The organism is Xanthomonas sp. LMC-A-07, from assembly GCF_030208825.1.
In the GTDB taxonomy this organism is placed as follows: Bacteria; Pseudomonadota; Gammaproteobacteria; order Xanthomonadales; family Xanthomonadaceae; genus Xanthomonas; species Xanthomonas campestris.
The window spans coordinates 387,494-402,036 of record NZ_JARVTF010000008.1 but is presented as its reverse complement, the minus strand read 5'-3'; the positions used below and the strand labels follow the sequence as shown (position 1 = coordinate 402,036).

10 protein-coding genes and 1 other RNA gene are annotated in these 14,543 nt (G+C 65.1%); 6 read left to right on the top strand and 5 right to left on the bottom strand.

All coding sequences use genetic code 11. From position 1 onward, the window contains the following. Positions 1–54 precede the first annotated feature (54 nt). Complete coding sequence (locus QRM89_RS09110) at positions 55–930, top strand: DMT family transporter (RefSeq protein ID WP_012437301.1); 876 nt, start codon at positions 55–57, stop codon at positions 928–930. A gap of 133 nt (positions 931–1,063) precedes the next feature. Here QRM89_RS09110 and QRM89_RS09105 read toward each other — a convergent pair whose 3' ends face one another. Beyond that, on the bottom strand, positions 1,064–1,834 hold the full coding sequence (locus tag QRM89_RS09105) for a transporter substrate-binding domain-containing protein (RefSeq protein WP_285447834.1): 771 nt from the start codon (positions 1,832–1,834) through the stop codon (positions 1,064–1,066). A gap of 172 nt (positions 1,835–2,006) precedes the next feature. Between QRM89_RS09105 and QRM89_RS09100 the strand changes: the two genes are divergently transcribed. Further along, complete coding sequence (locus QRM89_RS09100) at positions 2,007–2,231, top strand: hypothetical protein (RefSeq protein WP_285447833.1); 225 nt, start codon at positions 2,007–2,009, stop codon at positions 2,229–2,231. A 506-nt stretch (positions 2,232–2,737) separates the two neighbouring features. Here QRM89_RS09100 and QRM89_RS09095 read toward each other — a convergent pair. After that, positions 2,738–4,510, bottom strand: a complete 1,773-nt coding sequence (locus QRM89_RS09095) for an expansin EXLX1 family cellulose-binding protein (protein WP_285447832.1) — start codon at positions 4,508–4,510, stop codon at positions 2,738–2,740. A gap of 733 nt (positions 4,511–5,243) precedes the next feature. Here QRM89_RS09095 and cycA point away from each other — a divergent pair. Together cycA and QRM89_RS09085 are read left to right on the top strand one after the other, a co-directional pair. Continuing rightward, positions 5,244–6,623 (top strand): D-serine/D-alanine/glycine transporter, encoded by a 1,380-nt coding sequence (gene cycA, locus QRM89_RS09090; RefSeq protein ID WP_285447831.1) that lies wholly within the window; start codon positions 5,244–5,246, stop codon positions 6,621–6,623. A gap of 162 nt (positions 6,624–6,785) precedes the next feature. Further along, the gene (locus QRM89_RS09085; RefSeq protein ID WP_285447966.1) at positions 6,786–7,703 is read left to right on the top strand and encodes a CorA family divalent cation transporter; all 918 of its coding nucleotides are present in this window, start codon (positions 6,786–6,788) and stop codon (positions 7,701–7,703) included. 306 nt (positions 7,704–8,009) lie between these two features. Here the strand turns inward: QRM89_RS09085 and QRM89_RS09080 are convergent. After that, positions 8,010–8,084: non-coding RNA, sX9 sRNA (locus tag QRM89_RS09080), on the bottom strand. 148 nt (positions 8,085–8,232) lie between these two features. Beyond that, positions 8,233–8,928: an AIM24 family protein gene (locus tag QRM89_RS09075; RefSeq protein WP_012437307.1), complete on the bottom strand. Its 696-nt coding sequence runs from the start codon at positions 8,926–8,928 to the stop codon at positions 8,233–8,235. A gap of 190 nt (positions 8,929–9,118) precedes the next feature. Here QRM89_RS09075 and QRM89_RS09070 point away from each other — a divergent pair, with 190 nt between their 5' ends. Together QRM89_RS09070 and QRM89_RS09065 are read left to right on the top strand one after the other, a co-directional pair. Next, positions 9,119–11,218 carry an NHL repeat-containing protein gene (locus QRM89_RS09070; RefSeq protein WP_285447830.1) on the top strand — a complete coding sequence of 700 codons (2,100 nt, stop codon included), beginning with the start codon at positions 9,119–9,121 and terminating at the stop codon, positions 11,216–11,218. A 377-nt stretch (positions 11,219–11,595) separates the two neighbouring features. Beyond that, on the top strand, positions 11,596–12,495 hold the full coding sequence (locus QRM89_RS09065; RefSeq protein WP_285447829.1) for an arabinan endo-1,5-alpha-L-arabinosidase: 900 nt from the start codon (positions 11,596–11,598) through the stop codon (positions 12,493–12,495). Between the two features lie 146 nt (positions 12,496–12,641). On the opposite strand, the gene treA is transcribed toward QRM89_RS09065, so the two are convergent. Beyond that, on the bottom strand, positions 12,642–14,315 hold the full coding sequence (gene treA / locus QRM89_RS09060; protein WP_285447828.1) for an alpha,alpha-trehalase TreA: 1,674 nt from the start codon (positions 14,313–14,315) through the stop codon (positions 12,642–12,644). Positions 14,316–14,543: the final 228 nt, after the last annotated feature.

Sequence of the window (14,543 nt, the reverse complement as noted above, 5' to 3'; positions counted from 1 at the left end):
GCCATGCCGGCATCGACACCGCGTCGGATGCAGCGCCACTGCGGAGTGCCGTCCATGCTGAAGGGTGTGTTGTTGGGGTTTGCGTGCTACGCGGCGTATTCGATCAGCGATGCGTTTGTGAAGCTGCTGGAAGGCACGCTGCCGGCCTATGAAGTGCTGTGCCTGGGCGCGCTGCTGATGCTGGTGGCGGTGCCGTTCCTGAAGAAGCCCGAAGACCGCTTGCGCGAGCTGGTGATGGCCAAGCAGCCGGCGCTGTGGCTGTTGCGCGCGCTGACCGGCGCCATCGGCAACCTGACCTCGGTGATCGCCTTCACCACCTTGCCGATGGCCGAAGCGTTCGCGCTGATCTTCCTGATGCCGATCTTTGTGACCGTGCTGTCGGTGGTGTTCCTCAAGGAGGAAGTGCGCTGGCGGCGTTGGTCGGCGGTGATCGTCGGCTTTATCGGCGTGCTGATCGTGCTGCGGCCGGGCTTTCGCCACCTCACCCATGGGCATGTGGCCGCGATCGTGTGTGGCCTGGTCGGTGCGATTTCGGTGATCACCTTGCGCATGGCCGGGCACAGCGAAAAACGCCTCACCCTATACGGTGCCGGCGTGATCGGCCCGCTGGTGATGGGCGCGATCTTGATGCTGCCCACCTTCGTGTGGCCCACGCTGTATCAATGGGGGCTGCTGGCCGGCTACGGCCTGTTGGCGGGCCTGGCGGCGATCTGCCTGATGTACGCCACGCGCATGGCCCCGGTCAGCGTGGTGGCGCCCACCCAGTACAGCCAGATGCTGTGGGCGATCGCTTTCGGCTACCTGTTGTTCCATGACCACCTGGATTGGCCAATGGCGGTTGGCATTGCGCTGATCCTGGGCGCCGGGCTGTTCACCCTGGTGCGCGAGGAGCAGGTATCGCGTTGGTGGCGACGCACCAAGATTGTGTGAGGTGCGGCGCGTAGCGCCGCGGGAATGGGGAGTCGGGAATCGGGAATCGTAAGAGCAGCTGCTGGCGCTGATCATTACGGCGCAGCGCCTTTGCGATTCCCCATTCCCCATTCCCGACATCAAAGCGTGATCGTCAGCGCCCCCACCAATGCTCGACGATGCGCGCATAGTCGCCACTGGCCTTGCTCAGGTGCAGCCATTGATCCACGTACGCCTTCCACGCCGCGTCGTCGCGTGGGAGCAGGAAGGCTTTTTCGCTGTATTGCAGGGGCTGCTCGGGTGCGACTGCGCACAGGCCGGGCAGGCGTGCCTGCTGGAATGTGGCTTCGGAGGCGTCGGTAATCATCACGTCGGCGCGGCCCTGGCGGAGTTCTTCGAAGATGGTGGTGTTGTCTGCAAACAACCGCAGGTTCGCCTGCGGCAGTTGACGCCGTGCGAACGCCTCGTTGGTGCCGCCGGGCGGTTCGATCACACGCACCTCCGGGCGATTGATCTGGGCGACGCTGCGATAGCGCGCCTGATCGGCGCAGCGCACCAGCGGAATCTTGCCGTCGACATCCAGCACGCTGCTGAAACTGGCCTGGCGCTGCCGTTGCAAGGTCACTGAAATGCCGCCCACCGCCAGGTCGCAGCGATCGGCCAGCAGGTCGTGCATCAGCTGTGGCCAACTGGTACGGACGAACTGCACCCGCGCATCCAGGCTGTCTGCCAACGCCTGTGCCAGCGCGATATCGCTGCCCTCGAACTGCCCATCGGCGCGCAACAGCGAATACGGGCGGTAGTCGCCGGTGGTGCAGACGCGCAGCACGCCGGCGCGCACCACCGCATCCAGGCGCGAGGCCGGTGCTGCTGCCGTAGCGGTGCCGCACAGGAGCAGCAGCATGATCAGAAGACGTGGGCGCATGACAGCGGCCTGGAGGACGGAGCCCCATGATAGCCACTGGCCCGCAGGCAACCGCAGCGCAGCGGTGCGCGCTCAGCGTCAACGGCATGTCAGCGCGCACGCGTTGCGGCTCACGGCCTGCTAGCGCTGCGCACCCTAGCGTCGGGCACAGGTTCCCAGCCGGAGATGTCGCATGATCCTGTATTCGCTCAACACCGATCCACCTGCGTCGGTTGTCACGCAGTTTCGCTTGCACGGCACGCCGGGGCCGCAGCGCGACGACGAGTTGCCGCCCTCGAACGACCCCTCGCCACGGCGCGGCGGTATCGACGATGAAGTGGGCGATCTCGACAACCCCGAGGACGACGACGATCAGGCGTTGCCCGGGCGTGTTGGTGGTGGTCTGGCGGGTGGTTGATGCACGTGGAGTCGCACCGGCGGACACTACGCGAGTAGACGCCGGTGCGACGTTGTATAGAGGCCGCCCGTCACCCGCGGCCAGAGGCGGGATAAGTAACAGCATGAGCTCATTGCTGCTTACAACAGCGCCAGTTGGCGCATGCCGCTTCGCCGGTATTGCCGACGATTTACGGTGTTCCAATCGAGCCGCCAAGTGCCGGCCACACGCGCGCAACTGCGTAAGGCTGGCTCGCTGAAGCTGATAACAATGTGTCTCCGGCATTGCGTGAGTGAAGCGCTTGCATGCACAGCAACTTGCGTTTGCATGCACAGCAAATTGCGCTGCGAGCGCTGTTGCGCGCGGGTCTTGTAGTGAAAGCGAACCGCACGCACCGGATTGATCGCAGCGAGATCAACGAGGGGCCTCAATCAAACGGCGCTCGTTGCTCTAAAAAAGCCAACGACTAAAAAAGCCAACGACCGTTAACAATCCAACCATCAGTGCAGGCCAACCACCTGTCCGCGCTACGGAAACTGCACATGCCCCGGTTCGAAATACGCCGGCTTGCTGCCGTCCTCCGGTAGGCGTGGCAAGGTATCGGTGAGAACCTTGCCGCGAATGTCGGTGATGCGCAGGGTCAGCGGTTGGTCGCCCAGCTGCTCGCCCAGGAAGTGGTTGTAGTCCATCTTCTGCAGGTTCTTCCAGGTGCTGCCTTGCTTCACTTCCAGCTTCACCACCGGGTAGGCGTGGTTGCGCACCTGGATCGCCGCCCACCAGCGTGAGCTGCCTTCCTTGATGCGGTATTGCAGGTTGCCGGTGACCGGCGCGCGCACCACTTTCCAGCTGATCGGGATGCGCCCCTGCACCATGTCGCCGATCGCCGCGAACGCGTTGTGCGATAGATCCAGACCGCCGGTTGCGCCCTCCGGATATAGATCGGTCACGTAGACCGTGGTGGTGCCCTTGGGGCCGGTCACCTGCAGATAGGCGCCGGCAAGCGCGGCCTTGACGCCACCGAAGTTCAGTTGCACCGGGTTGAGTGCGGTGATGAAGGCGGTGCTGGGGATGGGATCGAGCAGCAATGCGCCGCCCGAATAGCCCGAGCCGGTGTAGGTCGCCGTACCGCTGAAGGTGCTGTCCCAGCCGGTCGCCTTGCTCGCATCGGCTGCGCTCGCGCGCTTGGCGGACGCGGTTGCGGGCAGGGCCGTCGACACGCCCCACGCACGGTGCAGCACCTGCAGTTTGTCGGCGCGCGGCGTGCCATCGCGGGCGAGCAGGCCGCCGTTGTTCGCATCGCCGATCTCCCAACTGCCGAGAAACGCGCTGCGCAGGCCGGTGGTATCCAGATAAGTGCTCAGCGCCTGTTGCCAGGCAGGGTCGCGCGGGTCGCCATCGCCCAGCCCGCCGCCCGTGCTGACCGGCAGCACGGCATGCGTGGCAACCAGCGTGCCGAAATCGCGCTGCCATGTGGCGGGTAGTGCATCGGGGAAATCGCGTGCTGCGAACGCCTCGGCCGCATCGCGGTCGGGCCCGGCCAGTTTGGGCATCAACACCAGGTTGGCAGCCGCAATGCGCGGCGGCACGCAAGCCAGCGGTTGCAGGTTGCTGCCAGGCGCCTTGCGCGCGGTGTCACTGCACACCGCGTTGCTGCCAACACCTTCCACGCCGATGACCCAGCGCGGCGCGTGTTGCAGCACCGCTGCCGCCGCGCGTGTGGCAACGCGGTTCCAGTCACTTGCAGGTGGATTGCCTGCCCACGTGGCGTTGCGGTACCCGCTACTGCCCAGGTCGACGCCGATCACGCCGGTGTTGGCGCGGTAGCGCTGTGCGAGCATGCTCAGGCCGCGTGTCCAGGTTGCCGTGTCTGCACCCAGCTGCGGTGCCTGGTCATCGCATCCGCCATTGGCGAACGCCAACATCACCTGCATGCCACGCTGCGTGCTTGCACGGACCACCGCGTCCAGCGCCTGCAGCGCGGTGGCACCACGCAATGTCGGCTCGCCGGCCACATCACGCGCGGCCAGTGGCTGGGCCTGCAGCGATGCGGGGCAGACCGGGATGCGGAGCGCATTGATTTGCGCGGCCTGCATCTGATCAAGTGCCTGCTGCAGCGTGGTGTCCTGCAAGCCACGCGCCACATGCGATGCGCCATCAAAGCCAGGCCAGGTCACGCCGCGTAGCTGCACTGCGTGGCCGCTGTTGTCGCGCAGCTGTCCGTGAGCGTCGACCTGGATGGCGCAGGCAACGACCGGGGCCAGTGCTACGCATGCGACCAGCCACTGAGCACGTGGATTCATGGAACTCTCCTGAGGATTGGGCCCGCGCAGGAGACCAGCTATCGCCTCGGCGGTCCGTGCGCGCAGTCAAGGAAGCGGGCAGGAGCATGCGCGGTGTGCCGAATGAAACAACGGCCTGCGACGCGCATCGCCTTTCGTCTGCGGTGGTGTCGTCGCTCTCCTGGTTGCAGGTTTCAGTGATCGTCGCCGGTGCATCGACATGGCGAGCATCGAATCGATACCAGCATCTGCGCAAGGCATCGTGTGCAACGACAGCTGCGCGTCATGCTGCTCGCCCCGTACGGGCCGCGACTGTGCGCTGCCGATCCGGACTGACACGCAAGGTGGGGCAGAAAGTTGCAGGTGCAAGTTATGTCGTCGCGCCATGGTCGTGTCGAAGCTCAGAGCGATAATGATGCAGGTCCATCGGTCGGCGCCGCATTGCGAAGCAAGCAAACAGCGTGTCATTCAGCCGCGAGCCCTCACCCGGGGCATCTTGAGTAACGCCCTTGCACGCCGCAACGCCGGCTAGCACTCACTCACCTCGCGTCATCCAATCTTGGTCACTGCCACCAGCAGTGCCACGCCGCAAAACCACAGCACCACCAGCCATGGCGTAGGAAACGCGCGCACCAAGCATTAGCGAATGTTGCGTTGCGTCCCTCGCGCCACACGACGCAGCTGCGCATATTGCTGGTGCGCGCCGGCGCGATCTCGTATTTTTGTCGGCTTGCTCACCGTTGGTGCCGTGCCCATGTCCGACCCGTCCGCGCCCGATCATCTGCAACGCAGTCTGTCCAACCGCCACCTGCAACTGATCGCGATCGGCGGCGCGATCGGCACCGGCCTGTTCATGGGCTCCGGCAGAACGATCAGCCTGGCCGGGCCGTCGATCCTGTTCGTGTACCTGATCATCGGCGTGATGCTGTTCTTCGTGATGCGCGCCATGGGCGAGCTGCTGCTGTCCAACCTGGACTACAAGTCGTTCATCGACTTCTCCACCGATCTGCTCGGGCCCTGGGCGGGGTTCTTCTGCGGCTGGACATACTGGTTCTGCTGGATCATCACCGCCATTGCCGATGTCATCGCGATTGCAGCGTACGCCCAGTTCTGGTTTCCCGAACTGGCGCCGTGGGTGCCGGCGGTGCTGTGCGTGCTGCTACTGCTGGCGTTGAACCTGGTCACGGTGAAGTTGTTCGGCGAGATGGAATTCTGGTTTGCGCTGATCAAGATCATCGCCATCTGCGCATTGATCATCACCGGTGCGGGCCTGGTGATGTGGGGCTTCCGGTCGCCGTCCGGCAACGTGGCATCGCTGAGCAATCTGTGGAACGACGGCGGCATGTTCCCGATGGGAATCGGCGGATTCTTTGCCGGGTTTCAGATCGCGGTATTCGCGTTCGTTGGCATCGAGCTGGTGGGCACCACCGCTGCGGAAACCGCTGACCCGCAGCGTAATCTGCCCAAGGCGATCAACTCGATCCCGGTGCGTATCCTTATCTTTTACGTGCTGGCGCTGATCGCGATCATGGCGGTGACGCCGTGGCGGCAGGTGGTGGCCGACAAGAGCCCGTTCGTGGAGTTGTTCGTGCTGGCAGGTGTGCCGGCGGCGGCTAGCCTGATCAATTTCGTGGTGCTCACCTCGGCCACCTCATCGGCCAATAGCGGCATCTTTTCCACTAGCCGCATGCTTTACGGCCTAGCCGAAGAACGCAACGCGCCCAGGGGTTTTGCCAAGCTGACGCGGGCAGCGGTGCCGGCGCGCGGCCTGCTGTTCTCGTGCATCTGCCTGCTGCTGGGCGCGATGCTGGTGTATCTGATTCCCGATCTGGTCACCGCATTCACGCTGGTCACCACCTTGTCGGCCGTGCTCTTCATGTTCGTGTGGTCGTTGATCCTGTGCGCCTACATCGCGTACCGGCGCAAGCGCCCGGAGCAGCATGCGGCTTCGGCGTTCAAGATGCCCGGTGGCGTGTTGATGTGCTACGTGTGCCTGGCGTTCTTCGCCTTCATCATCGTGTTGCTGACCTTGCAGCCCGACACGCTGCATGCACTGCTGGTGAGCCCGCTGTGGTTTCTGGTACTGGCGATTGCCTATTGGGTGAAGAAAAACCAGTTACCCACAGCCCGCTGAGTGTGCGCCGCCGCCGCCGCATGCGGGCGGCGCGTCGCCCTAGCGGTGTCGCGTGCACGTGAGGCAAAGACAACCGCCAGCTGAGTGCAGACAGCCGCCGGCGTTGACGCGGGTGAGGCGGCACCGGATGCTCGCCAGCAGTCTTCCGCCATGGCCCGCCGCATGATCACCATCCACTCCACCTCCGCCGCCGATCACACGCAGGGATGGTGGGTGGACCTGTGCCAGCCCAGCGCGCAGGAGTTGGCCGAGGCGGCCAAACGGGTGGGCTTCGCGCTGCCCGACCGCGCGGCGATCGGCGAGATCGAATTCAGTAGTCGGGTGCGGCACGAAGGCGATGTGCTGTTCCTCAACGTGCCGCGCTTCCAGGACGACGACGGCCCGACCGCGCCGCTGGGCTTTGCGGTCTCCCCCTACATGCTGGTCACCCAGCGCGAGCAGCCGATGGGCTCGCTGGATGCGGTGGCCGCGCGGCTGGCGCACGCGCCCTGCCGGGGCGGCGACGACCTGCTGCTGCGCATCTTCGATCAACTGGTCGGCCACCTCGCGGACCGTCTGGAAGCGCTGGAAGCAGAGATCACCGAAACCACCCGCGCGGTGTTCGACACCTCTTCCAAGACCAAGACGGGCGCGCTGGAGCGCATGCTGCACCAGGTGGGCGACATGGGGCGCCGTTTGGGTGGGCTGCACAATGCCGGGCAGGGGTTGCTGCGGCTGGTGACGTACCTGGATGGCGCCGCCCCCGAGTGGTTTGGCGACGATGCGCCCAGGCGCATCGGGCTACTGCACAAGGACCTGACCACCTTGAGCGAGTTCCAGCAGCACATGGACGACCGCATCGAGTTCCTGCTCGACAGCGTGCTCGGCATGATCAACATGGAGCAGAACAACGTCATGAAGGTGATGGCGGTGGCATCGGTGGTCGGCATTCCGCCCACGGTGCTGGTCGGCATCTGGGGCATGAATTTCGCGCATATGCCCGAGCTCAAATGGCACGACGCGTACTACTGGGCGCTGGGCGTCATCGCGCTGAGCGTGGTGGTGCCGCTGGCCTGGTTCCGCAAGCGTGGTTGGGTGTGAGGCCGACGTGTGCAGTTGCCTTCGGCGGATGGCCGCACGTAGCGTCTAAAAGTTTGGAGTTGGAAACATCGCGTTGAAGATGCGATCCATCACCCGCGCGGCATGGTCCGTACGCCGACACGTGGTGGGGTGCCCGGTGGCGAGCAGATGGGTCTCGCTCTCGGCCACGCCACTTGGACCGCTGTAGCGCCAGTGAGCTGCAACGTCGCATTGGCAGGTCCACTGCTCCGGCCCGTCCAGTGCGCTGTGCGCAGCCAAGCCCAACCCCGCGCCGGTGGCGAGCACGCCTGTCACCAGAGCTAGAGCGGCTAACAGAACGTAGCGAGCAGCCGTCAGGGAGGTGCGGACGGCGCGGAGGAACCGGAGTGTACGTGAGTACATGAGGATTTCGAGCACCGGCCGCGCCCGCCTGGCGGCTGCGCGGTAGTTTTGATAGCTGCTCTTAGTACAAGCATCTTCTGCAAGGCACGCGATCTCCGATCACCGCTGCAGTGCCCAGCCACGCGTCTGCGTAGCTGGGCAACGGGTATCAGCCCTTGGCCTGAAAGCTGGCTTCTTCGTACGGCTGCACCACCACCCAACCTTCGCCGGCGAAGCGCATCTGCAGGCTTTCGCCCGAGCCGCGGCCGAACAGCGTGCCGATCGAGACATCGGTCACCAGCTCCGGGGTCAGCGTGCCGGACCAGGCCACCGTGGCATTCGGGTCGGTGAACACCGGGCCGCTGGCGGCGGTGACCGGCAGCGTCAGCGGTTCGTAGTGCGAGGTGATCGCCACGATGCCGTGGCCGCTCAGGCGCACGTTGAACAGGCCACCGGAGAGCATGCCGGCCACCTTGCGCATCATCGTGATCTTGTGTTCGACGCCCGACTCGAATGCCAGCACATCGTTGCCATTGACGAAGATCGCTTCGCCGTTCAAGCGCAGCAGCGTGACCAGCTTGCCGAGGTCGGCCAGATACACGCGGCCCTGGCCTTCGGCCTTCATCAGCTGCATGCCTTCACCGCTGACTGCCTTTTTCAGCAGGTTGCCTAGCCCTTGTTCCAGCAGGCCCTCGCGGGTGAACTTGACGTTGCCGGTGCGCGCGACCATGGCGCCGGCTTTGGACCAGACCATGCCGTCCAGGCGCACCTCGAGCAGATGCGGGTTTTCCAGCTCGAACGGATCGGGGCTGACGTCCTTTTCCTTGGAATGGGCGAGAAATTCGTTGAGCGTGCGTACGGCCATGGGTCCGTCCTGGAGTGAAAGAGTGCGCATGATACGCGGCCTGGGTGTCGGCAGCTCCTGCGTGCGCACGCAGGCGCTTGTGCTTGCCGCAGCTCGACGCGGCATTGAACGCAGCGTTTCAATGCCGCAACCAGCCTCGCACGTTGCCGAACGCGTTTAAAGTGCGGTTCCTCTGACAGATGCGATTTGTATGGCAACACGACCCAGGCTGTGGATCTGTGCGGTGCTGGTGATCAGCACAACCGCGTTGCTGGCGATAGGGTGGTGGGTGCCTGCACCAACGGCATTGCCGCAGGCACACGGCCCGGTTGCGACGCCATTGGGGTGGTCGGCGCAACTGCAGTGGGTGGCCGGCAACGGCGTGCGTGGCGGGCAGGATGGCCGCGCGGCCGATGCGCAATTTGCCGATCCCTACGGGCTGGCGATCGATGCGCATGGCGCGCTGTACATCGCCGACGGTGGCGACAACAACCGTATTCGCGCCATGCTCCCCAACGGCAACGTGCAGACGCTGGCTGGAGGCCGCGAAGGTTTTGCCGATGGCATCGGCGCGGCCGCAGCGTTCAATACGCCATCGGGGATCGCCTTCGATATGGCTGGCAATCTTTATATCGCCGACACCGGCAATCATGCGATCCGCAAGCGCACGCCACAAGGCGTGGTGACCACGCTGGCCGGCGATGGCAGTGCCGGGTTTCGCGACGGTGCCGCTGCGCAGGCACGCTTCAACGGCCCGATCGGCGTGGCGGTGGATGCGCAAGGGCGCGTGTATGTCGCCGATACCTACAACGATCGCATCCGCGTGATCGCGCCAGATGGGCAGGTAAGCACCCTCGCCGGCGGCGCCTTGCCGGGCATGGCCGATGGTGTTGGCGATCAGGCGCGCTTCGATACGCCGACCGACCTCAAGGTGGATGCGCACGGTGTGGTGTGGGTGGCGGACATGCGCAACGACGCGATTCGTCGTATCGCACCGGATGGCAGCGTCAGCACCTTGATCGGTGGCGATCCTGCCGACCTCAGCCCGCTGTTGCATCGCCCGATGACTATTGCGCTCACCCACGACGGCGTGCTGTACGTGGGCGATGCAAGCGGGCGCGTGCTGCAGGTGACGCGTGCCGGGCATGTGGTGACAATGAGCGGCGAGGACGTGATGCAACGCCTGTCGCGCCCTGCGGGGATCGCGGTGGATGCGCAAGGTGCGGTGTACGTCAGCGATGCAGGCAGCGCACGCGTGCATCGGCTGGTGCCGGCCACTGCGGCGAACGCGAACGCCGCGCCCGTAGTCGGGCCGGCTGCCACGCAGCCGTTGCCCGTCACCCAGGGCCGCTGGCCGTTGCAGCCGCAGGCCGGCTGGCACGAGGTGGTCGGCACGCTCGGCGAGGTGCGGGGCAACTACCAGGGTCTCAGCCGCGATCATCTGCATGCGGGCCTGGATATCCGTGGCGATGTCGGCCAAACCGTGTACGCCATTGCCGATGCCAAAGTTTCCAGCCCGTACCCGACCTGGGGATTGGAGCAATTGGGCGAATGGTTGGCACTGGACACGATCGGCTACACCCATATGCGCGTGGGCCGTACCGCACAAGGCAAGCCACTGGATCCGCAACGCTTTCATCTGCTGACGGACGTGGACGGCAAGCCCGACCGCATGCGCGTGCTGCGCGGCACGCGTTTCCGAGCCGGAGATGCACTGGGTACGCTCAACGGCATGGCGCATGTACATCTGACCGCAGGTGCCAACGGCTTCGAACGCAATGCGGTGCAACTGGGCTTTATCGGTTATGCCGACCATGTGGCGCCGCATATCGATCGGGTGAGTCTGCTCGACTCAGCTGGCGAAGCCTTGCCGATGACCAAAGGCATGGTGCACGTGCCGCTCGGGACCGCGGTGCAGATCGTGGTAGAGGCCTGGGACCAGGTAGATCGCAATCTGCCGCGTCGTCGCCTGGGTCTCTATGCGCTGGGTTATCAGGTGCTGGATGCGCAAGGCGTGCCGCTGGCCGGCGAGGCGGAGCCACGCATGACGATCGTGTTCGACCGCATGCCGGCCGATCCGGCTGCGGTGCTCACCGCTTACGCGCCCGACAGCGGCATCACCGTGCATGGCAGCGCAGTGACGCGCTTCCGCTATCTGGTCACCAACACGGTGCGCGATGGTCGCATCGGCAATGGGCACTGGCAGGCGGGCGCGCTGCCGCCGGGCGACTACATACTCCGCATAACCGCGCGTGATTACAGCGGCAATGAGGCGAGTGCCAATCGGGATCTACGCGTGCGGGTGCAATGATGCGTAGAGCGTTGCGTTGGTGATGACGTAGCGCATCGGCGAGGCGTGCGGGGCGAAGGTACCTGTGCATCGCCTCGCTGCCATCGAGATTCGATCCACCTAATCACACCGGCACCCGGCTGCATCGCACGCTCGGTTACGAAGGCGCGTCGCAAAACGCAGTGCCAACCCGCCTGCACCTTGCTTCTGAGATCAGTGTCGGATTCATGGCATTGCTGCCGGGCTAGATTGCTCCTATAGAAAACGTCTTTACGTGTTCAAGGAGTGGGGCGATGCGCTTGGGTGCTGGCAATCGAGTGGAAGGGGGCTGGTCTGGAATGTCGCTGCGTGGTGGCGCGATCGCGTTGCTGATGGCCGTAATTGCCATTGCGCTTTGCATGCACGGCGCACCCGCGCGTGCGGCAGTGGGGCCGGGCGTGGTGAGCGGCGACACCATCGTGCACGATCCTTCGATGCTCAAGCTGAGCGATGGGCGTTACTACATCTATGCCACCACAGGCGTGGTCACCAGTACCGACCGGACCAGATTCAGCAATGCGGGTGCGATCTTCAGCACGATGCCGAGTTGGGTGCGCAGCTACAACGCAGACAATCAGGTGTGGGCGCCGGATGTGTCCTTCCACGGTGGCAAGTATCTGATGTATTACACCGCGTCCAAATTCGCCACCAACACCTCGGCGATTGGCTTTGCCAGCAGCAGCTCCGGCAAACCTGGCTCGTGGAAGGATCAAGGCATCGTCTACATGTCAAAGAGCAGCGACGACTACAACGCCATCGACGGCAATCTGGTGGTGGATGGCGGCGGCAAATGGTGGTTGGCGTTCGGCTCGTTCTGGTCGGGGATCAAGCTGATCCAGCTCGATCCCGGCACCGGCAAGCAGCTGTCCAGCAATACGGCGCGTTACAGCCTGGCGAGCCGGCCGTACCCGGGCGCGGTGGAGGCGCCCTTCATCCAGCAGGCCAATGGCTGGTACTACCTGTTCGTGTCGTTCGATGCCTGCTGCAAGGGCGCCAGCAGCACCTACAAGATTGCGGTGGGGCGTGCGCGCTCGGTGACCGGGCCGTATCTGGATCGCGCCGGTGTGGATATGCGCAACGGCGGCGGCACGGTGATCCAGTCCGGGTTGGGCAGCATGCATGGGCCGGGCGGGCAATCGGTATTTCGCGATGGTGACGGCGACATTCTGGTCTACCACTACTACGACGATCGCGGCGATGCGCGCCTGGGCATCAACCGACTGGGTTACGACGGCAGTGCGTGGCCGGTGGTGCAGTAGCAGCGATCACTGCAACGCGCGGGCGGACCCTGCAATGGCGCAACGATCGGGCAATGCTGGTTGCAGTGATCTGTCAGCGATGGCATCGCGCAGAAATGCGATACCGCCAGCGACGCCGAGCAATACCCGGCATCGCTGACGTACATTCAGCGCGCCGCCGCTTCGGGCTTGCGCGCGCGCTTGGCAGGCGGCGCCTTTGGCGCTTTGTCCGGGTATAGGTTCAACAGCATCAACGTGACGCCATTGGTCCAGCCAAAGCCGTCCTGCAGGGCGTATTCGCCACCGCCGCCGCCGGCTGCATCGGCGTCCAGGCCGTATTTTTCGACCAGCTTGTGCTCGCGCGCGAACAGCGCCTGCACCTGGGTGAGAAAGCGCTCGCCGATGGTGCGGGCCAGGCCGTCTTCGCCGTAGCGACGCAGGCCGTCCACGGCCACCCACTGCAATGGCGCCCAGCCGTTGGGTTCGTCCCACTGCTGGCCGGTCTTCAACGCGGTGGTGGCCAGGCCGCCGGGGCGCAGCAGGCGGGCACGCACGCTGGTGGCAGTGCGCTTGGCGTGGTCATCCGAGGCCAGGCCGGCGAACAGCGGGTACAGCGCTGCCGCGGTGACCTGGTTGCTCAGCGTGCGGGTCTGCCAGTCGTAGTCGGCGTAGTAGCCGGCTGCATTCCACAGGTGCGCGTCGATGGCCTGCTTGCGCTGCTGTGCGAGCGCAGCGTAGTCCTGGCTGCAGGCGGTGCCGGTGTGCGCGCAGGCCTGCGCCAGGGTGCGTTCCAGGTGATACAGCAGGCTGTTGAGATCGATCGGCACGATCGCGGTGGTGCGGATGGTGCTCAGCGTCTTGCCGTCGGCCAGCCAGCGGCTGGTGTAGTCCCAGCCACTTTCGGCACCGGCGCGCAGATCGCGGTAGACATCGGCGGCCGGGCGGTCATGTGCCTCGGCAGCGGTGCGGGTGTCGTGCAGCCAGGCTTCCGGACGCGGGGTATCGCGTTCGTCCCAATAGCGATTGAGCACGCTGCCATCGGCCAGGCGCACCACATGGCGTGCGGCCTGGCCGGGTTGCAGATCGTCGCCGCCCTGCATCCAGTACGCGTATTCCTTCTGCAGCTGCGGCAGGTAGCGCTGGTACACCGCCTCACCTTCCACGCCGGCCTGCAGTTCCACCATGTAGGAGAAGAACGGCGGCTGCGAGCGGCTCAGGTAGTAGGTGCGGTTGCCGTTGGGGATGTGCCCGTAGGTGTCGATCAGGTAGGCGAAGTTGTCCAGCATCTGCCGGCTCAGGGTGGTTTCGCCACTTTTCACCAGCCCCAGCATGGTGAAGTACGAATCCCAGTAATACACCTCGCGGAAGCGTCCGCCCGGCACCACATACGGGTGCGGCAACGCCAGCAGGCTGCTGTGTGCGGGCACGTTGGTCTGGCTGCGCACCAGCTTGGGCCACAGCGCGTCGATGTGCTCGCGCAGCGCGGTGTCCTGGCGGATCGCATCGGTCTGTACCGGCGGCGATTCCTCGAAGTTGGCATCCACGAACTTGCGCAGGTCAAAGCCGGCATGCTCGTGCTGCGCCAGATAGTCGGCGTTGATCAGCGCTGGGTCGCGCAGCGGCAGAAAGTCGACGAAGTGCTTCTGGTCGTCGAACAGCTCGCCGCGCTGCACGGCCTGGAACAGCTCCGGATACGCCAGGTCGGGCGTGGGCGGCGTGGGCGCGGGCGCGCTGACCACCGCACCTTCCAGCGGCGTGGCCGCCAGGGCGCAGGGCGCAACGAACATGCTCAGCGACAGACCAAGCAACGAGGTGCAGCACGGGGGCGCAGCAGCGCTCATGGCATCTCCAGAACGGGCGGGGGCGTGCGGCATGGTAAACGACCGAAGTGGCGGGTGGAGCCGCAGGCGCTGTGTCGGGGGACCGGCACGCCGCACGCGGCAAACGGGGTTCAGCAACGTGATCTCGCGCAATGCCGCGTGATGCAAGGCCACACTGCCGATTCAGGCCTATCGGCCTGTGCCAGCGCAGCTTGAGCACACGGCGGTGCGTGTCACATGTCAGGGCTG

What these genes read in the sequence shown, in the direction of transcription:
- QRM89_RS09110 (WP_012437301.1), top strand. Translation starts at nt 55, where the DNA reads ATGCTGAAGGGTGTGTTGTTGGGGTTTGCGTGCTACGCGGCGTATTCG.
- QRM89_RS09105 (WP_285447834.1), bottom strand. Translation starts at nt 1,834, where the DNA reads ATGCGCCCACGTCTTCTGATCATGCTGCTGCTCCTGTGCGGCACCGCT.
- QRM89_RS09100 (WP_285447833.1), top strand. Translation starts at nt 2,007, where the DNA reads ATGATCCTGTATTCGCTCAACACCGATCCACCTGCGTCGGTTGTCACG.
- QRM89_RS09095 (WP_285447832.1), bottom strand. Translation starts at nt 4,510, where the DNA reads ATGAATCCACGTGCTCAGTGGCTGGTCGCATGCGTAGCACTGGCCCCG.
- cycA (WP_285447831.1), top strand. Translation starts at nt 5,244, where the DNA reads ATGTCCGACCCGTCCGCGCCCGATCATCTGCAACGCAGTCTGTCCAAC.
- QRM89_RS09085 (WP_285447966.1), top strand. Translation starts at nt 6,786, where the DNA reads ATGATCACCATCCACTCCACCTCCGCCGCCGATCACACGCAGGGATGG.
- QRM89_RS09075 (WP_012437307.1), bottom strand. Translation starts at nt 8,928, where the DNA reads ATGGCCGTACGCACGCTCAACGAATTTCTCGCCCATTCCAAGGAAAAG.
- QRM89_RS09070 (WP_285447830.1), top strand. Translation starts at nt 9,119, where the DNA reads ATGGCAACACGACCCAGGCTGTGGATCTGTGCGGTGCTGGTGATCAGC.
- QRM89_RS09065 (WP_285447829.1), top strand. Translation starts at nt 11,596, where the DNA reads ATGCACGGCGCACCCGCGCGTGCGGCAGTGGGGCCGGGCGTGGTGAGC.
- treA (WP_285447828.1), bottom strand. Translation starts at nt 14,315, where the DNA reads ATGAGCGCTGCTGCGCCCCCGTGCTGCACCTCGTTGCTTGGTCTGTCG.